A 24,103-nucleotide genomic window follows, 5' to 3' on the forward strand; every position below is an offset into this window, starting at 1 on the left:
AGGTTGCGGTGCATCGCTGAGGTTCGGCAGATCAGTTCTCATTCACGCTGTGGTTCGTGAAGCGCTACACTCACGGACAGGAGGGGCCCCGTATCCCCTCCCGCGCTTTCGTCACTGCTTGTTGCCACCCTCTCCGGTGCTCGCACCTGTAGCGGCAGAGGATTGGATTTCCCACGTCGTGTTGTGCGGAATATCCATGGCGAACGCTCCAGACAGTTCGCCCTTAGGTGCCGGAAGTGAAACGCAGGAGAATGGCTCGCGCCCGGTGATCCCTTTGTACTTTCCGGTGCCGCCCGTGATGACATGCGTGCCGCAGTCCATTTTGGGCTGTGACTTGTCGAGGTCGCGCGTATCGAAGCTTGAAAAGACGACGTCTCCGTCGTTGTCGGTCATCGCGCAACCGCCGTCGATCCACTTTTTGTCACCGGTTTCAACGTTCACGGCGAAACACCTCGCCTTCATCTTGTCGAAAGCGTCCTGGCCTTTGGTGTTCTCGGTTGTGCCGATCATCTGCAGCGCCGTGCTCTTGCCGACACCCGGTATTTCTATGGTTCCGATGGGGTAAAACACATAGTGCGACGTGTAGCTCGTTGATCCCTTCGGTTCGAGTGAGGCTCCCAGGAGAACCCCTGGGGTCATGAGCGTCGCGGAGAAAAGTGCCGATATGAGAAGTTTGCCGGTCATGCTCTTCCTCCTCTTGTAAGGATTTGAGACTTTCTTGCTTCTCCAAGGAGGAGAAGCTCGCGATGACCAAGAGCTCAAGCGATACACGCTACGTGGTGCACCGCGGTGATGGACAATACCACTCAACTGCGTGTCGTCGCAGATCTGGAAGGCTCATTGGTGAGAATCGAGCCTCGTTCTTTGGTAGGCGATCCATGCCGGAGCGCGGTGCAGTCCGTCCGGGTGAAGCGGAACAAGAAAGCCCGATAGCGCGGCGGCGCGGGAGAGTGACGTCGTTTGCGGATGACGGCATCGGCACGATTGCGCAGCACCACCGCGTACCGGTTCAGTACGGGGGAGCCTTTTGCGCGCGCTGGGCTTTGGCGGCGTCGGTCCACCACGCGAGATCGTCGGCAAAGCGCGGGAAGGACTTATCGAGCGCCTGTCCGGCGCCCGAGGTCGTCGGCTCGCCTTTGTCGTCGAGGGCTTCGGAAATGGGGCCGACGGTCAGCACGCTCGAGACGACGACCATGCCCATCTCGGACAGCGTTCCGTGCCAGGTAAGGTTCGAGCGGGCGCCCGCGATTCTGCCCGCGGAGTAGCTGGCAATGGCGGCGGGGCGCCAGAACCATTCCTCGAGGAAGTGGTCGGTCAAGTTCTTCAGGCCGGGCTGCATGCCCCAATTGTATTCGCCGGTCACAAACACGAAGGCGTCAGCCGCCTTTATCTTCGTTGCGAGCGCTTCCATGGCGGGCGGTGCTGTACCCTTCGCGTATTCCTTGTGCATCCGGTCGAGCATGGGAAGGCCGACGGCCTTAGCGTCGATCAGCTCCACGTCCGCGCTGCGCGCCGCCAAGCGCTTTGTGATGAAGTCGGCCAGCCGAATGCCCATGCGATCCGATCGGTAGGATCCGTACAAGACCAGTATGCGATGGGACATGGTGAACATCCTCCTGTCGTCGCCGCCGGTCCTCAAGGGTGGGTTTAGCGGATCAGATCCGTGACGAGGTTGACCTGCTGCAACTCCTTGAGGCTGGGAAACCAAACGTCTTCAGGGGGGGTATCGTTCGCCTTCTGGATGAAATCTTGCGGCAGGCCGAACTTCGTCCAGAACGCGAGGGCGTTCGCCTGGGAAAGCTTCAGGGTCTGCGGATTGTTGCTTGCCTCGGCATGGAAACCGATGCGCGCCTTTCGACCGGCCAACCGGTGCTGGCCGCCTGAAAAGGCATAGGTACAAGCGCTTGCGCAGAGGTACACCACAGCCGTGTCGAGATGGCGTTCGGCAAACATGGTGCTCAGCCGTCGGCCAACGCCGGAATGACCGCCGGGACTGTTGAGGACAACCGTATCGATGTCGGGATTCGCGGCCAGTGCGGCTTCGACCTTATCGAGAAGTCCCCAAGAGAAGTGACCGGAGATCAGCAAATTCGTGCCGTCGGCGAGAACACTATTGCCCTCGAGCCCGAAGTGATCCCGGTCGTTGGCGAGGTCGTACAGCTGGACGAGCAGCGACGGCAGCATTGCAAACATGGTGATGGCCACGGCCGCAACGCCGAGGGCGCCCAGCCGTGCTGTCCAGCGGCTGAATCGGTAATTCGTTTCAGCGCGTGTGGCACTCGATGCGCGCCACGTGCCGACCAGCTGCCAAATCCCAAACGCCAACACGATCAAGAACACTGTCGTGCCCCGGATCATGCGGGAATAGGGCGGAAGGTCCGGTGAAAGGCTGCCCAGGAAACTTACTGCGCTGATGAAGACGACAGCTGCCAAAAGCAACGTGCAGATCAGGAGGCTGGTCCAGAGACCGTTTTCTCCCTGCCAGTGCTGGCGCAAGATCCGCAGCATCCGTTTCCCTCGATCGTTCCTTGCCCGATCTTCAGTCCTCCTCTCTTGTCTAGGCTTCGCCTGGAGGTGGGTCCAGCGTTTCAACGTTCTGCGCGGCCGGTAGACCAGAGAAAAGTTCCCGCGCTTTCGTCGGCTGAGTTCGCGGAGCCCTGCTTCCGGCGATACGTGCTGATCAATTTTTGATCAGAGCGGAGCATGTTGATCCATCTTCGTGTTCGTTCGCGTGGAGAATTCATCCTTCACGCACACGGAGCCTCTTGGGTCGCATTGACGATGTAACGCGAAATGGTGTCGGGTATCGCTTCGACCAAACGTCGGGAGACTCGTGCATGAGCTCATCACCGGATGGCGAAGCTCCATTTCTCGAAAGCGTGCTCGGCCGCATGAACGGCTTCCTCTATCGGTGTAGAGCCGACAGGGAGTTCACGATGCTCGAGCTTACGTCCGGCTTCCAGCGGTGTTTCGGTTTCGATGCATCGGAGGTGCTCGGCAATCGCGTACGTTCGTTTGCGTCGCTTATTCATCCGGATGACGGCGCTGCCGTCGATCTTGCCGTGGTGCAAGGCCTTGGGCGCCGCAAGAACTGGACGATCAACTATCGTCTTCTGCATTCCGCCGGGCACTACGTTTGGGTGCACGAGGATGGAGGCGGCGTGTGGGACGAGGCCGGTGGCCTCGTCTTTCTGGAGGGGGCGGTCTTCGACATGCACCACCTCTACGCCAGCCTGGAGTCTCAGTTCAACGCAGGCGCTGCACGTGAAGGCTGAGGTCTAAGGGCTCAGCTTGCCAGCTTCTTCACGTTGTCTTCGCGTTCGCTATCGAGACCGCTTTCGATCATCGGCAGCGTGAAGGCCTCGATCTCGTCGAGGGCCTTGCCGGCGATGCCCTGCACGTCGCCGTACATGCCGATGGTGGATTCGATAACGATGCGGATCTGCTGCTCGCGCTTGGCCCACTGCTTGGTCATCATCTTGCGTTCGCGGTCGAGATCCTCCTGCATGTCTTTGATCTTCTCGACGATCGCTTCGACGCGGTGCCGGAAGCGTGGGCCGGTCAGATACTGATAAACCATCTCCGTCTTGGTCTGCTGGCCGTCAGTTGCGTAACGTGCCGCTGAAATTTCCAGCAGTGATTGGCGGAGCGCGATGGCGACCGGAAGCGCGCAGCGCGGCTCCACGACCCAAACGCCGTCGATGAAGTCGAACGCCACCACGTCCTTCGGCAACGCGTTTGAGACGAGCAGGGCGATCTCGGCCTTGGCCCGGCGCTGATCTTCGCGCAGCTTGGCGAGCCAGCCGTCGCTCCAGTTCTTGGTGCGCTTCGACTCCCAGAGAATGGTGCCGCAGTGCTGGTTGTTAGGCCCGTGCACCCGCTGGAGCACGTCGCCGCCGAACTCGCCCTTGGGTACAGGCTCGATGATGTCGCGCGGGAACTTGCTGCGGATCGAGGCCTCGAGCTCGAGCTCAAGCACTTCGCCCTGCAGCTGCTGCGAGCCCTGCTCGGCCTTGCGCTTCAGCTCCTCAATCTGGCGCTGCATGGAAGAAATCTGCTCTTCTTTCTCGAGCACGCGCAGTTTGAGGCCCTCTTCTGCCTCGAGCCTCGCCTTCTGGCGCACGTCACTCAGCGACTCCTGCACCTTCTTTTCGATGGTGAGGTCCATCTCGCGTTTGGCGTCGTCCAGTTCGCGCTGCTTGCGGATCAGCTCGGCTTGCGCCTTCTGCGCTTCGGCCAACTTGCCGTCGCGTTCCCGCAGGACGTCCTGAAGCTCGGCGAGCTGCTTGTTCTTCTGCTCCATGTCGGACGCTGCGAGAAGCTTCGCCTTCCTGGCCTCCTCAGCGGCGATGCGCTCACGCTCGGCTGCGACCCGCGCAGCCACTTGCTCGCTGAGTGAGGCCTTTTCCTTCTCCAGCGCGGCCTGTCTCGATTGCACGGCGGTCTCGCGCTCGGCGATTTCGGAATCCTTGCGGGCGAGGGCCTGCTCAAACCGCTTGCGGGTATCCGCAAGCAGCGGGGCTGCAAGGGATTCCGTGAGCTTGATCTCGGTCCTGCAGTTCGGGCAGCTGATGGTGGGTTCGGTCATGCCGTTCCTTCCGACTCGATGTATCGACAAAAAATGTACCCCGGTGCGGGGGCGACGCTTTGCAGTCTGGCGGTAAACGTTGTGGATGTTCTTGTTATGTTCACGCTGTTCGTCCCGATTGTCAAGACTCGATTGCGCTAGCGGAGATATGAAAAAAGCCCCGGATTTCCGGGGCTTTAGATGTCGTTTCTGCAACTTTTGTTCGGCTCAATGCCGACCGCCGCCGTAATCCCAGGTGCGGATACCGTCGCGCCGGTCGTCCCTCCTGTCGTGCCGTCTGTCGTCGCGCCTGTCATGACGGTCGTCCCGGCGTTCCATCCGCCTCCAGCGCTCGGGCGGCGGACCCATGCCCCGCGGGGCGTGGTAACCCGCGCGCCACCAGCCGGGATGACGCGGGCCGGGCGGCGGAGCACGCCAGCCCGGACGCGGGCGCCAGCGGAAATCGACCCAACGGGCACGGTCGTGATACCAGGGACGGCCGCGGTAGTAGCGGTCCCAGTAGTCGCCGGCGACGAACGTCACAAACGGAACTCTATACGCTGCAGGGCCAACGTCCGGCAGCGAGACGTACTCGCCGCGGCTCTCGAAGGCGAGGTACTCGCTGTAGACCCAGCCTCTGTTGCCCGCCCAGATCACATCGCACCAGGATTCGTCGCGCAGGCAGCCTGCGATCTCGACGGGATCTCCTTCAGGGATGACGCCGACGCTCGGAAAGTTCGTGTCGGGACCTGTGCGGACATTGACGTTTGCGGTGGAGAAGCCGGGGGCCGCACTGGCGGCGGATAGTCCCATCAAAGTCAGACCGGCAATGGCGCCGATCAATTTCAGTTTTCTCATGATCACTCCGATCGTGGCGTGAGCGATCACAAAGTCACTGAAACATGGGCAGACTCATGACAACGCGCCGAGTTAGGGCGTTGCTCAAGCCAACATCACACGATTGTAAAGTTCCGCGCGACTATTCCATCCGGCGACGGAGACGCTGCACCTGCGGAAGGTCCATAACGTCGAAGTAGGGACCGGTGCCGGGCGGGTAATCCTCCGCGTACTTATAACCACCGTCGCACCAGGGATTGCCGTAGTAGCCGAAGGGGCCGTTATAGGGGGTGCAGTCGCGCGCGACTTCGCGTTCGCGCTTGACGCGCCGTTCGCCGGCGTCTGCGTCGAGCGGCAGCGAGACCAGCGCCAGCGCGCCAATGGCTGCGGCGAGCGTAACTTTCATCATGACGGCGCTCCTTGCGTCGAGGTCGGGGTCAGACCCGCGTCGATTCATAGTGATGTTATATTTAGGCGGACCAGGGGTGTGGCGGGAGGTTTTTCGCGAGCGGCGGAGCCGTTTTTCCTTCCAAGGCGTTACCCATTCACCACGCGCATTCTGGTTTCGCAGGTTCGTACCTGACATTGCTGGGTCCAATCCCGTATTCGATGCCGATTGGTCCGACGAGATCTGCAAAAAGTCCCATGCAACTTTGCCTCTCCTGACCTTGTGAAAGTGTCGCAGGCGCGCCCTCATTCGACGGGCAGCGGATGTGAGCGGATATGACGCCGAGCTACGTTCCCGGCGCGCGTTCTCTCGTTTCCAAGCCATCGAAGCTCAAGAGAGCAAGACGACACCAATGGGAGATGAAACGATGAGGAAAGTATTCGTTATTGCAGTAGCAGCCCTGCTTCCGGCCTCTGCGGCGCTGGCTGATTGGGCGGGCAGCTTCAAAACTCTCGATACTGATGGCAATGGCCGTATCAGCCGCACGGAGTACGAGGCAAACGTGTCGAAGCTGAAGCTCGATCCGGCGCCGACCTTTACGGCGATGGACGCTGATGTGAACAACGGCATCGATGATGACGAATGGGCTGCCGCGGAAAAAATGGCAAACGCGTTCCCCGTGTCCTGCAAGTCGTCCAAGGAATCCTGGTGTCCGAAGGGCTACTAATTATCGGACACTATGACCTCGTTCGAAACCCGGCAGGTGACTTCCGGGTTTCGAAACGCCGCTAAAGTTCAATTTTCCGTATTCTGCGCGCACGAGATGGGCGCCCTGTTTCCGTCTGTCAGCGGGGCCGGTCAGGGCGCCCTTCCTTGCGTGCTATTTGCGGCGTTTCGCCAGCCAGTCCTTCATGAAGGCGATCTCGGCGGTCTGGGCCTTGACGATTTCGTCGGCCAGTTTGCGCGTTTCGGGATCCTTGCCGTACTTGAGCACGATCTCGGCCATTTCGATTGCGCCTTGGTGATGGGGGATCATGCCTCGCATGAAGTCGACGTCAGGGTCGCCAGTCAGTGCGGCATTCATCTGGTCGTGCATCTTCTTGTTGGCGTCTTCGAAGGCCTTCGTCGCTTCGCTCTTCGCTGCCGTGCTTGCTGCTAAAGGATCGTGGCTTCCGCGATCATGCCCTGTGTGCGGGTCCTGCGCCAAGGCAGATGCGGCCAGGATGGCGGCCATGGGAAGCGCGAGCGCGAGCGAACGTTTCATGCGGTCTCCGTGATTTGCATGTCGAGAAAGTTCCGGTTCCAGAGGGCTAGATCTTGACTCGGTTCAGGCGCAGCGCGTTGGCGACGACGCTGACGGATGAGAGCGACATTGCGGCTGCGGCGATCATGGGCGAGAGCAGGAGTCCGAAGACCGGATACAGCACACCCGCCGCGATCGGCACGCCGGCTGCGTTGTAGACAAAGGCGAAGAAGAGGTTCTGGCGGATGTTCGCCATGGCCGCCTCGGATAGAGCGCGGGCGCGCACGATGCCTGTAAGATCACCTTTCATGAGCGTGATGCCTGCGCTTTCCATCGCCACGTCGGTTCCGGTGCCCATGGCGATGCCGACGTCGGCTGCGGCGAGTGCCGGTGCATCGTTGATGCCGTCGCCCGCCATGGCGACGACGCGGCCTTCCTTTTTGAAGCGCGCAACGACTTTGCTTTTGTCCTCCGGCAAGACTTCAGCCTCGACGTCGTCGATGCCCAGTTGCCTCGCGACGGCGAGCGCCGTGGTGCGCTGGTCTCCCGTCAGCATCACGACGTGAATGCCATCCTTCGTCAAAGCGGCGATTGCGGCTGCCGTCGTGGCTTTGATCGGGTCGGCGATCGCGATGAGGCCGGCGGCTTTGCCATCGACGGCGACGTAGATAGCTGTGGCGCCGTCGCGGCGCATGTCGTCGGCCGCCTCGTCGAGGTTGTCGGTTGCGATGCCGGCATCGGCCATGATGCGGCGGTTGCCGATGACGATCGACTTGCCGTCCACCGATCCGAGGACGCCTTTTCCGACCGGCGAGTCGAACCCCTTGGGTTCCGTCAATGTCAGCCCACGCTCCTGTGCAGCCTGCACGATGGCTGACGCGAGCGGGTGCTCGCTTCCGCGCTCAAGGCTGGCTGCGAGACGCAACAGCTCGTTTCGATCGAGTCCGTTTTCTGCTCGCACGGCGACGACGCGCGGTTTGCCCTCGGTCAGCGTTCCGGTCTTGTCGACGAGGAGCGTGTCGACCTTTTCCATGCGTTCGAGTGCTTCGGCATTCTTGACCAGGACGCCGGATTTGGCGCCACGGCCGACGCCGACCATGACTGACATCGGCGTGGCGAGGCCGAGCGCGCAAGGGCAGGCGATGATAAGGACGGAGACGGCAGCGACCAATCCATACGTGAAGCGCGGCTCCGGCCCCCAGATCGACCAGGCGGCGAAGGCGAGCAGCGCAACGAGAATGACTGCGGGAACGAACCAGGCCGCGACCTGATCGACCAGGCGCTGGATCGGCGCGCGGCTGCGCTGGGCGTCAGCCACCATCTGCACGATACGGGCCAGCATCGTGTCACGTCCGACCTTGTCGGCGCGCATGACGAAGGCGCCAGACTGGTTCGTGGTGCCGCCGATGACATCGTCGCCGACTGCTTTTGTCACAGGCATGGGCTCGCCGGTCACCATCGACTCGTCGATGGTGCTGCGACCTTCCAGAATTGCGCCGTCGACAGGAATGTGTTCGCCAGGGCGTACGCGCAAGCGATCACCGGTGACGACCTGATCGAGGCTCACGTCCTCGTCCGTGCCGTCTTTACGGATGCGACGCGCCATCTTTGGCGAGAGGTTGAGAAGCGCGCGAATGGCGCCGCTGGTGCGCTCACGAGCGTTGAGCTCCAGCACCTGACCAACGAGCACGAGTACGGTTATGACGGCGGCGGCTTCGAAATAGACCGGGACCGAGCCGTCATGACCGCGCATGGAGGCTGGAAAAAGCCCAGGCCAAAGGGTGGCGACGATGCTGTAGACCCACGCCACGCCTGTTCCCATTGCGATGAGCGTGAACATGTTGAGGTTGCGCGTCTTGATCGACGCCCAGCCGCGCTCGAAGAACGGCCAGCCGGCCCATAGGACGACGGGCGTTGCGAGGAGAAGCTGAATCCAATTGGAGGTCTGGCCGGGGAGCATATGAAGTCCCAGGACGTGGCTGCCCATCTCGAGCGCGAATACGGGCAGCGTCAGTCCGAGACCGATCCAGAGGCGGCGCTTGAAATCGACCAGCTCCGGGTTCGGTCCGGCGTCGGCGGTCGCGACTTCGGGTTCGAGCGCCATGCCGCAGATGGGGCACGATCCCGGTCCGACCTGGCGGATCTCGGGATGCATAGGGCAGGTGTAGATCGTGCCGGGAGGGGCTTCCTCCTTGGCGTTGGTTTGCGCGGGATCAAGATATTGCGCCGGATTGGCGATGAACTTTTCGCGACAGCGCGCGGCGCAGAAGTAATAGGTCTCGCCGTTGTGGGTGTGCCGATGCTTGGCGGTTGCCGGATCTACGGTCATGCCGCAAACGGGGTCTTTCACGCCCGATTGGCCGTGTCCTGCTGCGTGTCCCTGACTTCCGTGCTGGCAACAGGAGCCGTGCTTATGGGTCTCGTGCTGGGCCATGACAAAACATCCTCCGTCGCCTCTTATACCCCCTGGGGGTATGCATTGACAGATATACCCCCATACGGTATCCGTCAAGTATGTCGAACGCCAATAAAGCTTCCCGCCTGAAACGTCTCTCTCGCATCGAGGGGCAGGTGCGCGGCCTCAGCCGCATGGTTGAGGAGGATCGCTACTGCATCGATATCGTCACGCAGATCGCGGCGGTTCGCGCCGCGCTGAGCCGTGTCGAGCAGGATGTGTTGCGGGATCACATCGGACATTGCGTTGCGCACGCCATGGCGAGCGGCAACTCGGCCGATCAGAAACAGAAGATCGAAGAGCTGATGGAAGTCATTGCGCGCAGTGCGCGATGATCGTCGAAGGAGTGGATCGTGGCCAAGCCGACGTTGCTCGATCGCCGTCTCGTGTTGGGTTGGCTCTCCATGGGGCCATTGGTGCTTGCCAGCGGGGTGCGCGCCGAGCCTTTGCCTCCCATGGTCGTGTTTCGCAATCCGACATGCGGCTGCTGTCACAAATGGGTCGATCATCTTGTCGCCAATGGCTTCAGCGTGACAGTCAACGATGCGCCGCTCATGAAGGCGATCAAGGCGCGGCTTGGCGTTCCGCCTGAGCTGGCCTCCTGCCATACCGGAGAAATCGGCGGTTATGCCATCGAGGGGCACGTCCCGGCCGTCGCGATCAAGCGCCTGCTCGCCGAAAGGCCCTCCGCGCGCGGGCTGGCGGTGCCCGGCATGCCGATTGGATCTCCAGGCATGGAAGGCGGCGAGCCTGAGACCTATGAGGTCACGATGTTTGGCGACGGCGTGATGAAATCCTTCGGGCGTTTCCGCGAAGACAAGGCAATCTGATTCAAATCAGCCCTGTGAACGCAATTTCTGGACCTGAGGCCCCTGTCCTGATAAACATGCATCCATAATGCATCTTATGGCGGGAGGACAGCAGTGCCCACTGACGCATCTGGCCCCGATGTTGAGCTCGGCAGGTATGGTGTCGGCGCGAAACGGGACGAGCGGCTTCTCTACGACCGCGTGGGCGGCGAAGAGGGGCTTCGATCTCTGATCGAGACATTTTACGACATTATCGAGTTTGAGCCTGAGGGACGCGAGCTGCACTTGCTCCACCTCCGCGGCCATGGCGTTGCGCATTCGCGCATCGAGCAATTCAACTTTCTGTCCGGTTTTCTCGGGGGGCCGCGCCTCTATATCGAAAAGTACGGGCATTCCAACGTGCGCGAAATGCACGAGCACGTTGAGATCGGCGCGGCGGCGCGGGACCAGTGGCTGCAATGCATGTCGATTGCCATCGATCGTGTCGGTCTGCCTCCGTCGGTGAAGGAGGATCTGATGGTCAACTTCACGCGTGTCGCCTTCATGCTCAAGAATAGGGACTGAGATCCGCTCACAGCAAGAATTGAGCTCCGCTCAAAGCGCGTCCCAGCCGAAGTGATCGAGATCGACGCGGCTCGGACGTTGACCCAAGGCGCGTTCGGCGAGCGCTTCGCCCATGGCCGCTGACAGCTTGAATCCGTGGCCCGAGCAGGACGAGACGATCGTCACCTGCGGCGTGTCGGGGTGTTGCGCGATCAGCGCTTTCGCCTTCGGTGTGTTCGTGTAGCGGCAGGTCGCCGATTTCCTCAGCCGCGGCGTGATGTCGGTAAAGCGTCCGAGTGCGTGAACCGCGAACATCTGTTGCGCCTCGGCTTCGCTAGCAGGCGGCGATGGGCGGTCGGGGTCGGTGACAATGTCATCATCCGATTGCGTGGCGATTTTCACGGCGTCGCCATTCGCCTGACACGGGAAGCCATAGAAAAAGGTGCCCGCCCCGTTCTGATCCAGATGGGGCCAGATGAAATTCGGGTGATTGGACGAAGAAAACGCGGTCGGGTTTTCGTGCGCAAACCAATACAACACCTGCCGCGTGATGCGGAACTTCGCGCGCATAGGCTCGGGTATGAACTGGCGAACCCATGCGCCGGCTGCGACGACAATGTGATCGGCGCGATAGCTGCCCTCGCCGGTCCGAATTTCCACGCCCTGGCCGGAGGGCTCGATGGCGAGCACGCGCTCGTTCGTTCGAAGCGTGGCCCCGAGAGATCGGGCCTCGTCGAGTTGTGCCGCGATGCAGGCTTCAGGGAACAGCGTGCCGGATCCCGGCTCGTAGTAGGCTGTTTCGTCACCGCGCACGGCGAAGCCCGGAAAGATCTTCGCTAGTGCTCCGCGCTCAAAGATCTGATGTGGGATCTCGAATTTCTGCGCAAGCGCGATGGTTCGCCTGAGGGCTCCTCGCTCACCGTGGACGATGGCGTTGTCCGCCGCGTCATTGGCGATGAGCGTGAACCCGTTGCGCAAGAACAGGTGTTCCTCGCGACGTTCCTGCAACTCGGACAGGATCTCGACGCTCCGGATGGCGGCTTGGACGTACTCCTCGCCTTCGAGCACAGCGAAGCGCGTGATGCGTGTTTCGCCCGTGCTCGAACCGAACGCATGGGGTGGCGCGAACTGGTCGAAGCCGAGCACGGTCGCGCCGCGCCTTGCGAGCTGATAGGCGGTCGCTGCCCCATAGGCCCCCAATCCCACAACGGCCACTACGGGATGCGCCATCACTGTGCTCCACCGACGTTGACGAACATTCGCTCACGAGCGCGCCGAGCTGCTCCTGAAGCGCATTAGCTTTTGCGTACATCGGCGGTGCAACCCAAATCAAGGTCGCCTTCTAGACGGCGCGTTCCTGGTGCGTAAGATAGGGTTTTCTCGTCGCCTGCCTGCAGACTCCTTTCCTTCGTCACGCGACCTGTGGAGCGAGACCATTCAGTTCCCTCTGACCCAAGACATGAGCAAAAAGAACGTTCGCCAGCGGGAAATCGTTTCCTTGCTCTCGGATCGGCCGACGCTGCGCGTCAGCGAATTGGCGGAGGCGCTTCGGGTTACAACCGAGACCATCCGCCGCGACCTCGATGAGCTGACGACCAAGGGGTTGATCAGCCGCACCTATGGGGGTGCTATTCTGCGGAAGGCCGCAGAACCCTCCGTTGCGCAGAGGCATACGCTTTTGATTGACGAACGGACACGGATCGCAAAGGCGGCGTGTCAAATGTTCGACGGCGCACGTGTCTTTATGATGGGCTCGGGGGCCACGACGCTGCACGTCGCCAGGCGCATGGCGTCAGGCATGCAGAACGTCACCGTCATCACGCATTCGTTCGCGATTGCCACGGCGCTGGCGACCAATCCGACAATTACGGTCTTGATGACGCCGGGCTTCTATCACGCGGGCGAGGGCGCGATGTACGGTGCCCAGACGCTGCGGTTTCTCGAGCAATACAACGCGCAGTGGGTCATTCTCGGTGCCAGCGGTCTCGCGCCGGACGGGGCGAGTGACGCTCTCATCGAGATGGCGGATGTATATTCCGCGATGATCCAGCGGGCCAACCGCCGCATGATCGTGGCCGACGACTCCAAGTTTGATCAGATGTACACGGCCCGCTACGCGAGCTGGAGCCAAGTCGATCTTCTGGTGACTAACGAGGTGCCTCAAAACGCGCTTCTCAAAGCCATGCAGACGGCTGATGTCGAGCTGAAAATCGCTGAAACCGAATAGGCCGCTTGCTCGGCTTTGTTCAGGTTGCCGCGATAGCGGACAGCGCTTCTTCCAGGCGGTCGACAAAGATGTCGGCTTCTTGCTCGGTGAGCGAGAGCGGCGGGCGAACCTTGAGCGTATTGCCAAACCGTCCCGCCGCACCGATCAACACGCCGCGATCCTTGAGACCATTGATGACGCTCGACGCCAGTTCAGCGTCGGGCTGCTCTTTCTGCCCGGGACGGCAGAGCTCGATCCCAAGGAAGAGGCCGGCACCACGTATCTCCGCGATGCGGTCGTCTTTTGCAGCGAGATCCAGCAGCCGCGCCGTGATATGTTTCCCCTGGCGCAGCGCATTGTCCTGAAGTTGCTCGTCGTGGATGACGTTCAGCACGGCCATTCCGGCCGCCGCCGCAACAGGGTTTGCTCCGAACGTGCTGAAGTAGCCTGTATCCTCGCAGAAGCGCGCGAGCAGGTCCGGACGGGTGGTGAGGCCCGCCATCGGGAAGCCATTGCCCATGGGTTTTCCCATGGTTACGACATCGGGCACCACGCCGTGGCGTGCAAATCCCCAGAACGCTTCCCCTGTTCGGGCGAAGCCCGGCTGCACTTCATCGGCGATGTAGAGGCCGCCCGCCTTGTGCACGATCTCGACCGCCTTGCGCAGGAAGCCCGGAGGATCGGCGTAGACGCCATCGCTCGAGAAGATCGAGTCGCAAATGAATGCCGAAAACTTGTGGCCCCGCCTTTCGAGCTCCGCGATGGCCCGCGTCATGTCGGCCGCAAACGCGTTCTCAATCGAGCCGCTCTGGCCCGCGTGCGACGGCGCTGGGACCGTTACGACATGATCGGGCAGCTTGCGCCGTTTCAATGCGGAGGGCGAAATGTCCGAAATGATCGACGTGTTGCCGTGATAGGCGTTCTCGGAAACGATGATCCCTGTTCCTCTCGATGTCGCTGCCGCGATGCGAAGGGCGAGGTCGTTCGCTTCGCTGCCGCTGCACGACAACACGACGTTGCTGAGAGAAGCGGGGAACGTCGCTTTCAAGGCGTCGAGATAGAGATCCACGACGCTGCTGAGATAGCGGGAGTTGATGTTGAGTTTCGAGATCTGGTCCGTCACCGCCGCCACGACGCGCGGATGGGTGTGACCGACCGAAGGGACGTTGTTATAGAAATCGAGATAGCGTTTTCCATCCGCGGCCGTCATCCACGATCCGCTGGCGGACACCATTTCCAGCGGCTCGCGATAGAACAGGACCGCCGAAGCGCCCACGTTGGCAATGCGCCGTTGCAGGAGAGGACTCGACGTGCTCGCGCTCGTCTCCGCGTCGAACGCGTTCATGTCCAGAATCTGACGGGCTGCAGGCTGCGTCTTGGTATTCTTCTTGGCCATAGTCAGCGCGCACCTATTGCTCTGTTTTTGAAAGGAACGCTTCCGCAAGCTCTACGGTGCCGCGGGTGAAAGGCGCTCCCAGCGACTGCGCTGTCGGGGTTTCGGCGTGACTTGCCACCCAGGCGGTGAGGAGAAAGCGCCGAAGCATGACGAAGGTCGGAATGGCGGCGACATCCGCGTCCGAGAGCGGGGCGACCGAGCGATAGCCGTCGACCCATGAGTCCTGCAGTTCGGCGACGATTGGTTCGTGCTCGAAAAAGCTCACGGCGGAGGCAAAGTCGTAGACGAACCAGCTGAAGCCGCAGTCGTCGAAGTCAATGACGCCCAGGCGATTTCCGTCGACGAGGAGATTGGCTAACCGCAAGTCTGCGTGGATGAGACCGAAACGCTCCGGTCCTTCTCCGAATTCGGCGAGGAACGTCTGCAGTTCGCGGCTTGTGCGCTCAAGGACGGCTTTGCCAGATGCGTCGAGGCCGAGCGCATCGCGCCAGTCGCCCCACAGCGGCGTCGCGCCGAGCATCGTCTCGTAATTCCACGTCTTGCGGCGGAACGCGGAGGGGCGCCGCCAGGCGCGTGCATGGCGGTGGAGCCGCGCGCTGATTGCGCCGAGCTCGCGGAAACCGGCGACGATGCCGTCGCCCTGGGCCGGCTCAGATCCACTCATGAATTCGAAAGCGACGACGTGGCGATCGTCGCCCGCTGCGAACATGCTGCCGATGTAGCTGCCATCCTTCCGGGGCAAAGGTTTGGGAGTTGCAACAATGTCTTCCCGGCGCAGGTCGTGAATCCACTCAAGCTCGGATTCGATCTCGTCACGCGCGTGGTAGCCGGGACGGTGGACGCGGAGAATTATCGGCTTTCCCGTGCTCCGATCGACGGCCTTGAAAGTGGCATTTTCCGATATATTCAAAGTGGTTACGTTGCAGTCTGACGCAAGCCCCCAATCCCGCGTCAGGCCACACAAGCCCTGGCGCAATTGTTCAACGAATCCGTCTTCGTAAAGTCCAGCCATCGGTTGCGTCCTGCTTGCTCGCTTCCAATGGAGATAAAGAAAAACTCTTCGTTCTGCAACATTCCGCTTGCGTTTCACAACAATTACCGATGATCCTACGCTCATTCGGCGTGATGCGAACACGTGCGCGCCGGGCCAAGATTAGGACCGCAAAAAAAATCAGGTCCAAAAAATCTAGGGGAAACACCGAGCCATCCCAGGGAGAGGTTTGATGGAGCTCACTCGTCGTCATTTTACGAAATGCGTGGGAGCCGCCGCGGGACTTGCCGCGTTCGGATCCGTGCGTCAGGCGTTCGCCGCGCGCGACAAAGAAATGAACATCCTGTGCTGGGAAGGCTACAACACGGACAACGTGCTGGGCCCGTTCCGCAAGGCTTTTCCGGGCGTAACGGCGCGCGCGGAAAGCGGCACCTCCGATCCCGACATGATCAACAAGCTCCGCGCAGGCGAGCTGAAAGTCTGGGATTTGATCAACGTCAATCAGCCATGGGCGCGCCAGCAACTCTTTCCTGAAAAGCTCATCAAGCCGCTCAACAAGGATCGCTTTCTTCCTTATTTCGCGAAGATGTCTCCGGAGTTTTCGGCTCCCTATCCACTCGCCTTCGCCGAAGGTGGCGAGCTGATTGGCATGCCTCAGCGCTACGGGCCGTTCAGCTTCGTCGTCAATACGGACAAGATCAGCCGCAAGGCCGCCGAGGATCAGGGCTGGTCCATCTTTCTCGATCCGGCCATGAAAGGCCGTTTCGGTGTTCTCACCTACGACAATTGGAACGTCATCCATCTGTGCCTTACGGCCGGGATCGATCCGTTCAAGCCGGTGGGCGAGGACGGCATCACCAAGTTCACCGAGGTTACGAAGACGGTGTTCGGCGGCGCCAAGATGCTGAGCGACGATCTCGTGGCGATGAACACGGCGTTGATCAACGGGGAGATCGACGCGTATTTCACGGGCGGCACCTATACGGCGAGCCCGGCTCGCTTCGATGGCGCCACCAACATTCGCGCGATTACGCCCAACAGCGGCCCTGTGAACGGAAAGGGCGGCGTGGTGTGGGTCGAGCTGACCTCGGTGGTGAACAATCCCGATGTCAGCCCGCTTGCGGAAGATTTCCTCGAGTTCGTGCAGAGGGCCGAAATCGCGAAGGCCGTCAGCTTCGCGGAGGGCACGTACAATCCGGTGAGCCAGATGGGCAATCCGGAGATCTTCAAGCTGTGGAACAACACCGAGCTGGATGCGATCCAGTGGGACAGCCTGTCGGAAGAGCTTTCGCGCTCGGCCGACTTCTCGATCGTTCCCGACTATGACGGGCTGTTGAAGATCTATACGGCAGCGAAGCGTCGATGAACATCGCAACACCGGTCCGCCTTCCCCAGGGGAAGGCGGACTTTTCCCGTGAAGCCGATACCTCCAGACACACACAGATGAATTCGCCGATCCTCCGCGTTGTCGACCTCAAGAAGACTTTCGACGAGTTCACGGCGCTCGATTCCGTCAATCTGACCGTCGACGACGGCGAGTTTCTCGCAATCGTCGGGCCGTCTGGCAGCGGAAAGACGACGCTCATTCGCCTCCTCGTCGGCATGGAGGAGCAGACGAGCGGCGAGATCTGGCTGCGCGACCGGCGGATCGACAACGTTCCCGCGAACAAGCGTCCGACGTGCATGGTGTTCCAGTCGCTCGCGCTGTTTCCACATCGCTCCGTCGGACAGAATATCGAGTTCCCGCTGAAGATCCGCGGTGTCGATCCGGCCGAGCGCCGGGCTCGCGCGCTGGAGCTTCTCGATCTAGTGCGGCTGCCTCAGCACTACTACGACAAGCGCATTCAACAGTGCTCGGGCGGCGAGCGCCAGCGCGTGGCGCTTGCTCGCGCGCTCGCGTTCGATCCCGAAATTCTCTTCTTCGACGAACCGCTGTCGGCTCTCGACTTCAGGCTTCGCAAGATGCTGGAGAAGGAGCTCAAGGACCTTCACCAGAGAACGGGAAAGACGTTCATCTACATCACACACAGCCTCGAAGAGGCGATGGTGATGTCGGATCGTATCGCGATCATGCGGTCGGGGCGGTTCGAGCAGCTCGGCCCCGCTGAAGAGATCTATGCCAAGCCAAAGAGCCGCTTTGTTTCGGAGTTCATGGGCGAGGTGAACCTGTTCCGCTCAAACGGCACCGCAAATAGCGTCTCCTTCGAGCATCTTTCGATCGATCCTGCGTGTGCAGCGAAAGGCGGATTGCGTCCTGGATTTCGGGGCTATCTCATGGCGCGGCCGGAAAGCGTGCGCCTGCTCGGCCTTGCAGAGACTGCCGACGTGACAGCCAAGGGAATTGTCGAGTCCGAGTATCTACTCGGCTCGCGCGTGCAATACCTGGTCCAGCTCGATACGGGGTACAAGGCGACGGTAGAGCTGTCGCGGGAAAACCGTGTCTCGTGGGAGCCGGGTCAAAGCACGAAAATCGGCTTCGATCTCGATCGCGCGCATCTCATTCAGGAGGAGTAGCGTGGAGCGGCTCAACCAACGCCTCGGCCTCCTGAGCGCCCTTCCGGTCAGCCTCTTTCTCGCGGCCGGCTTCCTGGCCCCCTTGGGCGTGGTCGCTGCATTCTCGGTGATGCCGCAGAAGGTGTTCTCGCTCGGTAACTTTCCGGACTTTTCCTCTTACGCGATCATGGTGCAGGAGGGGTATTGGGAGTCGCTGCTCGTGTCTCTCGCGATGGCCTTCGCGGCAACACTGATCCTTTTCATCATCTGTTGGCCGCTAGCGTTCGCGATGGCGAAGGTCTTCGGACGATTCACGCTCGTGCTGACGATTGGCGTGGTGATGACGCTGTTCGTCTCTGAAAACATTCGTCTGTTCGGCTGGGTGCTGACGCTGATGAAGGGCGGGCTGATCGAAGGCTATTGGCGGAGCTGGACGGGGCAATCTTTCGACAGCCTGCTTTACAACGTTCCCGTCATCATCTTCGGGCTCGTGTATGTCTATCTGCCGTTCATGCTGTTTCCGCTGGCGCAGGGCATCGCCATGGTGCCCGATGATGCGCGACAGGCTGCGTTCGATCTCGGCGCGACCAGATGGCAGATCTTCCGCGAGGTCGAGCTGCCGCTTTCTGCACCCGGCATTGCCGTGGGCTGCCTCATCACTTTCGTTCTGACAGCGGGTGCGATCGCCGAGTCGAAGCTGCTCGGAGGGCGGGCCGTCATCGTCATTTCCGACGAGATCGAACGCTCCTTCACCTATGGCCAGAATTGGCCGCTCGGGTCGGCGCTGGCGATGACGCTGATCGCTGTCGTCGGCAGCCTTGCGATCTTCGGCGTTACGCGCATCGATCTCGACGCCATCATGGGGAGGAAGCGCTGATGCATCCTTCCAAGGCCGGCCGGGCAGGTCTCTACGCTTATGGGGTCCTGATCCTAGCATTCCTTTATTTGCCGCTGGTGGCCATCGGGTTCGCGTCAGTCTCCACGTCGCGCTATCTCTCGTTTCCCATCCGCCAATACACGACACAGTGGTACTCTCAGGCGCTGGAAAGTGGGACGGTCTCAGATCTTCTCTGGATCTCGCTCCAGGTCGCGGTGATTGTGACGCTCGTTTCGATGGTGCTCGGTTTTTTCGGAGCCCTTGCTTTCGCGCGCTACCAGTGGCGTTACCGGCGGCTCTATCAGAAGCTTATTCTGCTGCCGATCTTCTTCCCGCAGTCGGTTCTGGGGCTTGCACTTTTGATGTGGTTCAACGCCATCGGCGTGACGCCGACGTGGCACACGGCCATTATCGCCCATCTGGTGTGGATTGCGCCGATCGCCACGTTGATCATCGCCATTCGCGCCTACAGCTTTGATCCGGCTCTGGAGGAGGCGGCCCGCGATATGGGCTGCTCTACGTGGCAGATCCTGCGCGAGGTCACCATTCCGCTGCTTATGCCGGGTGTGGTGGCGGCGGGCCTGTTCTCGTTCCTCCTGAGCTGGGGCAATTTTCCCTTGTCGCTTTTCACGACGGGAGCAGACCTCACTCTACCCGAGTGGCTCTACGCCAAGATGGTGTCTGGCTACTCTCCGCTCGTGCCTACAGTGGGTGTGCTTTCGGTCGCGGCCTCCATCGTGCTCGTCGCGATCGCCCTTACTGTGCCGCTGCTCATCAACCGCTTCACGCGCAAATCCTCGGACTGATACGGGAGACTTAGAGAATGCTGACCTCAATCGCCGGCCAGAGCGTCATCGTGACGGGTGGCTCCAAAGGGATCGGAAAGGGAATTGCGAAGGTTTTCGCTGCGAAGGGCGCAAAGGTGATGGTGACGGCGCGCGGTCTCAGCGACGCCGAGGCGACCGTCAACGAGATCCGCGCTGCGGGCGGAACGGCTGTCGCGCACGCCTCGGATGTTTCCGATTGGGGAAGCGTGCAGGGTCTCGTGACCAAGACGCTCGAAACGTTCGGCAAGGTTGATGTTCTTTGTGCCAATGCCGGCGTCTTCCCGCAGAAGAAGATCGTCGATCTCTCGCCGGATGACTGGGATCAGGTAATGGATACCAACCTCAAGAGCACATTCCTCTGCGTAAAGGCCTGCATTCCGGCCTTCCAGATGGCGGGTAAGGGACGTGTGGTCGTCACGTCGTCGATTACCGGACCGATCACGGGCTATCCCGGCTGGTCTCACTACGGCGCCTCGAAGGCGGGCCAGCTCGGTTTTCTCCGGACGGCGGCCATGGAGCTTGCGCGCTACAACACGACGATCAATGCGGTGATGCCCGGCAATATCATCACTGAAGGTCTGCAGGACCTCGGCCAGAGCTATCTGGACGGCATGGCGAAGGCCATTCCGCTCAAGCGTCTCGGCAAGGTGGAGGACATCGGTTACGCAGCTTTGTTCCTGGCCTCGCAGGAGGCGTCCTACATCACCGGACAGACGATTGTCGTCGACGGGGGGCAGATCCTGCCTGAGTCTGCAGAAGCAATCGACAGCATCTAAAGCGGGCGGCAACATCCCGGGTCCCGGATCGCATCGCGGTCCGGGACCTTTTTGAACGCAAAGCAAGCGAATGAGCAAATACTGGGACATCTATAACGGATGGCTTGCCAATCCGGAGGCCTTTTGGGCGGAGGCGGCGAAGGCCGTCGACTGGTTCAAGCCGGCCGACCGGATATTCGATGCGAGCAACGGTCCCTATGGTCGCTGGTTTGTGGGGGCCGAGTGCAACACGGCTCACAATTGTCTCGACCGGCACGTGGCGGCAGGCCGCGGTGAACAGGCTGCCATCATCTACGATAGCCCGCTCACCGGCACGAAGCGTACGCTGACCTACGCGCAGCTGCTCGACGAGGTCGAGGTTTTCGCTGCGGCGCTTGCGGGGCTCGGCGTCTCGAAAGGCGATCGCGTGCTGATCTATATGCCGATGGTGCCGGAAGTCGCCATCGCCATGCTGGCCACAGCGCGACTCGGCGCGATCCATTCTGTGGTGTTCGGCGGGTTCGCCGCCAACGAGCTTGCGGTGCGTCTCAATGATGCTAAGCCTAAGGTCGTCGTTTCGGCCTCCTGCGGGATCGAGCCGAAGCACGTCGTCAAATATAAGCCTCTGCTCGATGCGGCCATCGAAGCGGCCACGCACAAGCCAGAGCATTGCGTCATCCTACAGCGTCCGATGGAAACGGCCTCTCTGCAAGCAGGCCGCGATCTCGATTGGAGCGAGCTCGTCGCGCAGACGCGCGCTGCCGGGCAGAAGGCTGCGTGTGTTCCTGTAAAGGCAACCGATCCACTCTACATTCTCTACACATCGGGGAGCACCGGGCAGCCCAAAGGCGTCGTGCGCGACACCGGTGGGCACATGGTTGCCCTCATGTGGACGATGAAGAACGTTTACGGGGTTGCGCCGGGGGAGGTGTTCTGGTCGGCTTCGGATGTGGGCTGGGTGGTCGGCCACTCGTACATCATCTACGGCCCGCTTCTCAACGGCAACACCACTATCATCTATGAGGGCAAGCCGGTGGGCACGCCTGATGCAGGCGCGTTCTGGCGCGTGATTTCAGAGCACAAGGTGGCGGCGTTCTTTACCGCTCCCACCGCCCTTCGCGCGATCAAGAAAGAGGATCCCAACGCGGGCCTGGTGGCGCACTACGATCTGTCGAGCCTTCGAACGCTGTTCCTGGCGGGTGAGCGGGCCGATCCGGACACGGTGCGCTGGGCCGAGTGGGCTCTCGGCATTCCGGTCATCGATCATTGGTGGCAAACGGAAACCGGCTGGGCCATTGCCGCCAATCCGGTAGGGCTCGGCGCGCTATTGGTGAAGCCGGGCTCACCGACGGTCCCAATGCCGGGCTACGATATTCGCGTTCTTGACGAGGATAGCCACGAGGTCGCGACGGGGGAGCTTGGAAACATCGTCGTCAAGCTTCCGCTGCCTCCGGGCTGTTTTCCGACGCTTTGGAACGCTGAGGAGCGTTTCGGCCGGAGCTACACCGATCATTTTCCGGGCTATTACAAAACCGCCGATGCGGGTTTCCGGGACAAAGACGGCTACCTCTTCATCATGGGGCGGACCGACGACATCATCAACGTCGCCGGACACAGGCTTTCGACGGGAGCGATGGAGGAGGTCCTCTCGTCTCACAAGGATGTGGCCGAGTGTGCAGTCATTGGCGCTGCCGATGCGCTGAAGGGCGAGTTGCCGGTCGGGTTCATCGTGCTCAAGGCCGGCGTTGAGCGGGATGCAAAGGATATCGAGGGAGAGATCGTCGCGCTCGTGCGCGAGCGGATCGGCCCGGTCGCGGCGTTCAAGACGGTGCGCATTGTCGGACGCCTGCCCAAAACGCGATCAGGCAAGATCCTCCGCGGCACCATCAAGAAGATCGCGGATGGAGCCGATTTCAAGACTCCCGCGACCATCGACGATCCAGCCATCCTCGATGAGATCAGGAACGCCCTCAGCCTGCGGCCAATCGCGAGCTGAGCTTTCGCTAGGTTCGACCAAACTGGCTCGCCTACGCAGGCTTCGCCGTTTGTGGGTTCTCTGATCCAACTTCGCTGCTCAATCGATTGGCAAATTGGAAGACGTCGATGTAGCAGGAATCGATGCACGCTGCGCAGTTCGTGCAGTCTCCCGACAGTATGAGATGCGTTCCCGTCCCTTTTAGCGCGGGTGTAATGACGTGCGGTTCCGGGCACGCCTTGAAACAGGCACCGCAGTCTGTGCAGTCCGTGCGGTTTGCCGCGGTTACGCGAATGACGCTCTGCGAACCAATCAGTCCGTAGAAAGCCCCGACAGGGCACAAGTGGCTGCACCAGCCGCGTCGCGTCACGAAGAGATCGAGCATGAAGACGGCAGCGATGATGCCCCAGCCAGCGCCAATGCCGAATATGATACCGCGCTGAAGGATGCTGACGGGATTCAGGAATTCCCACGCGATGGTGCCGGTAGCAAACGAAGCGACGAAGGCGGCCACCAAGATCCAGAGCCGGGTTCGCCTGTCGAGCTTCCGATCACGCGTAAGACCGAGCTTGTCGCGCAGCCAATGGGCAGTGTCGGTGACGACATTGACGGGACACACCCAGCTGCAGTACGCGCGTCCACCGACGAGAAAGTAAAATGCGGTGATCGTAAGCGCGCCGATGACCGAGAGGGCGATCGGCTTGTGCCGCGCTGCTATCGACTGCAGGAAGATGAAGGGGTCGCTAAGGGGCAGTATTCCGAGGATCTCACTGGATGCAAAATTACCCCGCGCGATCCAGACTGCGAACCATGGTCCCGTCAGAAAGATGGCTAGGACCAGAATTTGTGAGGTGCGGCGCAGCAACCAAAATCGATGTGCGAACAGCCAGCCGCGACGCGTCGCTGCATAGGACCGGGACTCCGACGTCAACTTCGCGACGATCGCCTTGGGATTCATCTCACAGATCCCTCTTCAGGGTTCCGTGACCCGTTATGGGGCGTCCAGCGTGGTTCCGGCCGGCTTTGCCTTGTCCGAGCGGTCGCGGCAGAACGCGGATCGCGGCTTCCTCAAGAACGCACTGCTTTTCGCATGTGCCGCAGCCCGTGCATTTCGATGAATGAACGGTGGGTATGACCATCTGGCGGCCGTTGATCACTTGCTTCTCGAGCGTGATCGCTTCGTCGCGAATGGGACAAACGCGATAACAGATGCTGCAGTGCATGCCCTTGTAGTTCAGGCATGTCTCATGATCGACGAGGACCGCAAGGCCCATGTCGGCCGCGCGAATGTTCGGGATCTCGCTGTTAAGGGCACCGGTCGGGCACGCCTTGGCGCAGGGGACGTCCTCGCACATAAAGCATGGTACATCGCGAGCAATGAAATAGGGCGTTCCGAGTGCTGCCTCGTCTCCCATGGTCGCCAAGCGCAAGGTGTCGTAGGGGCAAGCGCGCACGCAGAGACCGCAGCGCACGCATGCTGCGAGAAAGTCCTCCTCTTTGATTGCTCCTGGCGGCCTCAGCGCTTTGGCCTGGGTCGCGCGAGCTGTTCGAACATATTGATCGAGCGCGACGGCTGCGAGACACACGACGCCTGCGGATTTCGCGACGTTGCCGAGGAAATCGCGGCGGCTGACCTGTGGTGATTGCGACGGAGGTTTGCGTCGAGGAGCGGAGGGAAGAGAAGCCTCGCTTTCGTGTTTCCCGCTTCGTGAAGAGAGTTCGTCTTCCATAGAGCCCCCGC

Annotated in this window: 25 protein-coding genes; 12 read left to right on the forward strand and 13 right to left on the reverse strand. The window is 61.1% G+C overall.

The window, feature by feature from the left end; genetic code table 11:
- Nucleotides 1–111: 111 nt before the first annotated feature.
- From VHO05_RS09755 to VHO05_RS09765, 3 genes are all read right to left on the reverse strand, one after another.
- A complete protein-coding gene (locus VHO05_RS09755; RefSeq protein ID WP_329646389.1) occupies nucleotides 112–684 on the reverse strand; it encodes a hypothetical protein in 573 nt (190 codons plus the stop codon).
- A 325-nt stretch (nucleotides 685–1,009) separates the two neighbouring features.
- Complete coding sequence (locus VHO05_RS09760) at nucleotides 1,010–1,603, reverse strand: NAD(P)H-dependent oxidoreductase (RefSeq protein WP_329646390.1); 594 nt, start codon at nucleotides 1,601–1,603, stop codon at nucleotides 1,010–1,012.
- Between the two features lie 44 nt (nucleotides 1,604–1,647).
- Complete coding sequence (locus VHO05_RS09765) at nucleotides 1,648–2,508, reverse strand: hypothetical protein (protein ID WP_329646391.1); 861 nt, start codon at nucleotides 2,506–2,508, stop codon at nucleotides 1,648–1,650.
- 329 nt (nucleotides 2,509–2,837) lie between these two features.
- Between VHO05_RS09765 and VHO05_RS09770 the strand changes: the two genes are divergently transcribed.
- Nucleotides 2,838–3,275 carry a PAS domain-containing protein gene (locus tag VHO05_RS09770; protein ID WP_329646392.1) on the forward strand — a complete coding sequence of 146 codons (438 nt, stop codon included), beginning with the start codon at nucleotides 2,838–2,840 and terminating at the stop codon, nucleotides 3,273–3,275.
- An 11-nt stretch (nucleotides 3,276–3,286) separates the two neighbouring features.
- On the opposite strand, the gene VHO05_RS09775 is transcribed toward VHO05_RS09770, so the two are convergent.
- The 3 genes from VHO05_RS09775 to VHO05_RS09785 all read right to left on the reverse strand — a co-directional run bounded on the left by VHO05_RS09775 (nucleotide 3,287) and on the right by VHO05_RS09785 (nucleotide 5,813).
- Nucleotides 3,287–4,588 (reverse strand): DUF2130 domain-containing protein, encoded by a 1,302-nt coding sequence (locus tag VHO05_RS09775; RefSeq protein WP_329646393.1) that lies wholly within the window; start codon nucleotides 4,586–4,588, stop codon nucleotides 3,287–3,289.
- 207 nt (nucleotides 4,589–4,795) lie between these two features.
- Entirely contained in the window at nucleotides 4,796–5,425 is a 630-nt protein-coding gene (locus tag VHO05_RS09780) for an SH3 domain-containing protein (RefSeq protein WP_329646394.1), read from the reverse strand.
- A 121-nt stretch (nucleotides 5,426–5,546) separates the two neighbouring features.
- Nucleotides 5,547–5,813, reverse strand: a complete 267-nt coding sequence (locus VHO05_RS09785; protein WP_329646395.1) for a hypothetical protein — start codon at nucleotides 5,811–5,813, stop codon at nucleotides 5,547–5,549.
- Between the two features lie 406 nt (nucleotides 5,814–6,219).
- Here VHO05_RS09785 and VHO05_RS09790 point away from each other — a divergent pair, with 406 nt between their 5' ends.
- Nucleotides 6,220–6,519: a hypothetical protein gene (locus tag VHO05_RS09790; protein WP_329646396.1), complete on the forward strand. Its 300-nt coding sequence runs from the start codon at nucleotides 6,220–6,222 to the stop codon at nucleotides 6,517–6,519.
- Between the two features lie 153 nt (nucleotides 6,520–6,672).
- On the opposite strand, the gene copM is transcribed toward VHO05_RS09790, so the two are convergent.
- Together copM and VHO05_RS09800 are read right to left on the reverse strand one after the other, a co-directional pair.
- On the reverse strand, nucleotides 6,673–7,056 hold the full coding sequence (copM, locus tag VHO05_RS09795) for a CopM family metallochaperone (RefSeq protein WP_329646397.1): 384 nt from the start codon (nucleotides 7,054–7,056) through the stop codon (nucleotides 6,673–6,675).
- 46 nt (nucleotides 7,057–7,102) lie between these two features.
- Nucleotides 7,103–9,469, reverse strand: a complete 2,367-nt coding sequence (locus tag VHO05_RS09800) for a heavy metal translocating P-type ATPase (RefSeq protein ID WP_329646398.1) — start codon at nucleotides 9,467–9,469, stop codon at nucleotides 7,103–7,105.
- Between the two features lie 80 nt (nucleotides 9,470–9,549).
- Here VHO05_RS09800 and VHO05_RS09805 point away from each other — a divergent pair, with 80 nt between their 5' ends.
- The 3 genes from VHO05_RS09805 to VHO05_RS09815 all read left to right on the forward strand — a co-directional run bounded on the left by VHO05_RS09805 (nucleotide 9,550) and on the right by VHO05_RS09815 (nucleotide 10,863).
- Nucleotides 9,550–9,825 carry a metal-sensitive transcriptional regulator gene (locus VHO05_RS09805; RefSeq protein ID WP_329646399.1) on the forward strand — a complete coding sequence of 92 codons (276 nt, stop codon included), beginning with the start codon at nucleotides 9,550–9,552 and terminating at the stop codon, nucleotides 9,823–9,825.
- A gap of 69 nt (nucleotides 9,826–9,894) precedes the next feature.
- Entirely contained in the window at nucleotides 9,895–10,320 is a 426-nt protein-coding gene (locus VHO05_RS09810) for a DUF411 domain-containing protein (RefSeq protein ID WP_329647502.1), read from the forward strand.
- Between the two features lie 93 nt (nucleotides 10,321–10,413).
- Entirely contained in the window at nucleotides 10,414–10,863 is a 450-nt protein-coding gene (locus VHO05_RS09815) for a group II truncated hemoglobin (RefSeq protein WP_329646400.1), read from the forward strand.
- 30 nt (nucleotides 10,864–10,893) lie between these two features.
- On the opposite strand, the gene solA is transcribed toward VHO05_RS09815, so the two are convergent.
- Entirely contained in the window at nucleotides 10,894–12,072 is a 1,179-nt protein-coding gene (gene solA, locus VHO05_RS09820; protein WP_329646401.1) for an N-methyl-L-tryptophan oxidase, read from the reverse strand.
- Nucleotides 12,073–12,301: 229 nt separating this feature from the next.
- Here solA and VHO05_RS09825 point away from each other — a divergent pair, with 229 nt between their 5' ends.
- On the forward strand, nucleotides 12,302–13,069 hold the full coding sequence (locus tag VHO05_RS09825; protein ID WP_329646402.1) for a DeoR/GlpR family DNA-binding transcription regulator: 768 nt from the start codon (nucleotides 12,302–12,304) through the stop codon (nucleotides 13,067–13,069).
- Nucleotides 13,070–13,088: 19 nt separating this feature from the next.
- Here VHO05_RS09825 and VHO05_RS09830 read toward each other — a convergent pair whose 3' ends face one another.
- Both VHO05_RS09830 and VHO05_RS09835 read right to left on the reverse strand, forming a co-directional pair.
- Nucleotides 13,089–14,444 (reverse strand): aspartate aminotransferase family protein, encoded by a 1,356-nt coding sequence (locus VHO05_RS09830; protein ID WP_329646403.1) that lies wholly within the window; start codon nucleotides 14,442–14,444, stop codon nucleotides 13,089–13,091.
- Between the two features lie 13 nt (nucleotides 14,445–14,457).
- Nucleotides 14,458–15,456 (reverse strand): phosphotransferase enzyme family protein, encoded by a 999-nt coding sequence (locus VHO05_RS09835; RefSeq protein WP_329646404.1) that lies wholly within the window; start codon nucleotides 15,454–15,456, stop codon nucleotides 14,458–14,460.
- Nucleotides 15,457–15,667: 211 nt separating this feature from the next.
- Here VHO05_RS09835 and VHO05_RS09840 point away from each other — a divergent pair, with 211 nt between their 5' ends.
- The 6 genes from VHO05_RS09840 (at nucleotide 15,668) to VHO05_RS09865 (ending at nucleotide 22,383) form a co-directional block, all read left to right on the forward strand.
- Nucleotides 15,668–16,801, forward strand: coding sequence for a PotD/PotF family extracellular solute-binding protein (locus VHO05_RS09840; RefSeq protein ID WP_329646405.1), 1,134 nt, complete (start codon nucleotides 15,668–15,670; stop codon nucleotides 16,799–16,801).
- A gap of 77 nt (nucleotides 16,802–16,878) precedes the next feature.
- Nucleotides 16,879–17,949: an ABC transporter ATP-binding protein gene (locus VHO05_RS09845; protein ID WP_329646406.1), complete on the forward strand. Its 1,071-nt coding sequence runs from the start codon at nucleotides 16,879–16,881 to the stop codon at nucleotides 17,947–17,949.
- A gap of 1 nt (nucleotide 17,950) precedes the next feature.
- Nucleotides 17,951–18,805, forward strand: a complete 855-nt coding sequence (locus VHO05_RS09850; protein WP_329646407.1) for an ABC transporter permease — start codon at nucleotides 17,951–17,953, stop codon at nucleotides 18,803–18,805.
- The gene (locus VHO05_RS09855) at nucleotides 18,805–19,611 is read left to right on the forward strand and encodes an ABC transporter permease (RefSeq protein ID WP_329646408.1); all 807 of its coding nucleotides are present in this window, start codon (nucleotides 18,805–18,807) and stop codon (nucleotides 19,609–19,611) included. The genes VHO05_RS09850 and VHO05_RS09855 overlap by 1 nt, the downstream gene beginning before the upstream one ends.
- Nucleotides 19,612–19,628: 17 nt before the next feature.
- On the forward strand, nucleotides 19,629–20,408 hold the full coding sequence (fabG, locus tag VHO05_RS09860) for a 3-oxoacyl-ACP reductase FabG (protein ID WP_329646409.1): 780 nt from the start codon (nucleotides 19,629–19,631) through the stop codon (nucleotides 20,406–20,408).
- Nucleotides 20,409–20,478: 70 nt separating this feature from the next.
- Nucleotides 20,479–22,383: a propionyl-CoA synthetase gene (locus VHO05_RS09865; RefSeq protein ID WP_329646410.1), complete on the forward strand. Its 1,905-nt coding sequence runs from the start codon at nucleotides 20,479–20,481 to the stop codon at nucleotides 22,381–22,383.
- Nucleotides 22,384–22,414: 31 nt separating this feature from the next.
- Here VHO05_RS09865 and napH read toward each other — a convergent pair whose 3' ends face one another.
- Nucleotides 22,415–23,320 carry a quinol dehydrogenase ferredoxin subunit NapH gene (gene napH / locus VHO05_RS09870; RefSeq protein WP_329646411.1) on the reverse strand — a complete coding sequence of 302 codons (906 nt, stop codon included), beginning with the start codon at nucleotides 23,318–23,320 and terminating at the stop codon, nucleotides 22,415–22,417.
- 1 nt (nucleotide 23,321) lies between these two features.
- Nucleotides 23,322–24,092, reverse strand: a complete 771-nt coding sequence (gene napG, locus VHO05_RS09875; protein ID WP_329646412.1) for a ferredoxin-type protein NapG — start codon at nucleotides 24,090–24,092, stop codon at nucleotides 23,322–23,324.
- Nucleotides 24,093–24,103 lie beyond the last annotated feature (11 nt).

It is taken from the genome of Hyphomicrobium sp. (assembly GCF_036262015.1).
Classification (GTDB): Bacteria; Pseudomonadota; Alphaproteobacteria; order Rhizobiales; family Hyphomicrobiaceae; genus Hyphomicrobium_C.

Excerpts from the sequence above, each read along its gene's own strand:
- VHO05_RS09810 (WP_329647502.1), top strand. The coding sequence starts at position 9,895 with ATGGGGCCATTGGTGCTTGCCAGCGGGGTGCGCGCCGAGCCTTTGCCT.
- napH (WP_329646411.1), bottom strand. The coding sequence starts at position 23,320 with ATGAATCCCAAGGCGATCGTCGCGAAGTTGACGTCGGAGTCCCGGTCC.
- VHO05_RS09780 (WP_329646394.1), bottom strand. The coding sequence starts at position 5,425 with ATGAGAAAACTGAAATTGATCGGCGCCATTGCCGGTCTGACTTTGATG.
- VHO05_RS09840 (WP_329646405.1), top strand. The coding sequence starts at position 15,668 with ATGGAGCTCACTCGTCGTCATTTTACGAAATGCGTGGGAGCCGCCGCG.
- VHO05_RS09830 (WP_329646403.1), bottom strand. The coding sequence starts at position 14,444 with ATGGCCAAGAAGAATACCAAGACGCAGCCTGCAGCCCGTCAGATTCTG.
- fabG (WP_329646409.1), top strand. The coding sequence starts at position 19,629 with ATGCTGACCTCAATCGCCGGCCAGAGCGTCATCGTGACGGGTGGCTCC.
- VHO05_RS09765 (WP_329646391.1), bottom strand. The coding sequence starts at position 2,508 with ATGCTGCGGATCTTGCGCCAGCACTGGCAGGGAGAAAACGGTCTCTGG.
- VHO05_RS09785 (WP_329646395.1), bottom strand. The coding sequence starts at position 5,813 with ATGATGAAAGTTACGCTCGCCGCAGCCATTGGCGCGCTGGCGCTGGTC.
- napG (WP_329646412.1), bottom strand. The coding sequence starts at position 24,092 with ATGGAAGACGAACTCTCTTCACGAAGCGGGAAACACGAAAGCGAGGCT.
- VHO05_RS09845 (WP_329646406.1), top strand. The coding sequence starts at position 16,879 with ATGAATTCGCCGATCCTCCGCGTTGTCGACCTCAAGAAGACTTTCGAC.
- VHO05_RS09800 (WP_329646398.1), bottom strand. The coding sequence starts at position 9,469 with ATGGCCCAGCACGAGACCCATAAGCACGGCTCCTGTTGCCAGCACGGA.
- VHO05_RS09760 (WP_329646390.1), bottom strand. The coding sequence starts at position 1,603 with ATGTCCCATCGCATACTGGTCTTGTACGGATCCTACCGATCGGATCGC.
- VHO05_RS09805 (WP_329646399.1), top strand. The coding sequence starts at position 9,550 with ATGTCGAACGCCAATAAAGCTTCCCGCCTGAAACGTCTCTCTCGCATC.
- VHO05_RS09770 (WP_329646392.1), top strand. The coding sequence starts at position 2,838 with ATGAGCTCATCACCGGATGGCGAAGCTCCATTTCTCGAAAGCGTGCTC.
- VHO05_RS09835 (WP_329646404.1), bottom strand. The coding sequence starts at position 15,456 with ATGGCTGGACTTTACGAAGACGGATTCGTTGAACAATTGCGCCAGGGC.
- VHO05_RS09775 (WP_329646393.1), bottom strand. The coding sequence starts at position 4,588 with ATGACCGAACCCACCATCAGCTGCCCGAACTGCAGGACCGAGATCAAG.
- VHO05_RS09855 (WP_329646408.1), top strand. The coding sequence starts at position 18,805 with ATGCATCCTTCCAAGGCCGGCCGGGCAGGTCTCTACGCTTATGGGGTC.
- VHO05_RS09790 (WP_329646396.1), top strand. The coding sequence starts at position 6,220 with ATGAGGAAAGTATTCGTTATTGCAGTAGCAGCCCTGCTTCCGGCCTCT.
- VHO05_RS09865 (WP_329646410.1), top strand. The coding sequence starts at position 20,479 with ATGAGCAAATACTGGGACATCTATAACGGATGGCTTGCCAATCCGGAG.
- copM (WP_329646397.1), bottom strand. The coding sequence starts at position 7,056 with ATGAAACGTTCGCTCGCGCTCGCGCTTCCCATGGCCGCCATCCTGGCC.
- VHO05_RS09755 (WP_329646389.1), bottom strand. The coding sequence starts at position 684 with ATGACCGGCAAACTTCTCATATCGGCACTTTTCTCCGCGACGCTCATG.
- solA (WP_329646401.1), bottom strand. The coding sequence starts at position 12,072 with ATGGCGCATCCCGTAGTGGCCGTTGTGGGATTGGGGGCCTATGGGGCA.
- VHO05_RS09825 (WP_329646402.1), top strand. The coding sequence starts at position 12,302 with ATGAGCAAAAAGAACGTTCGCCAGCGGGAAATCGTTTCCTTGCTCTCG.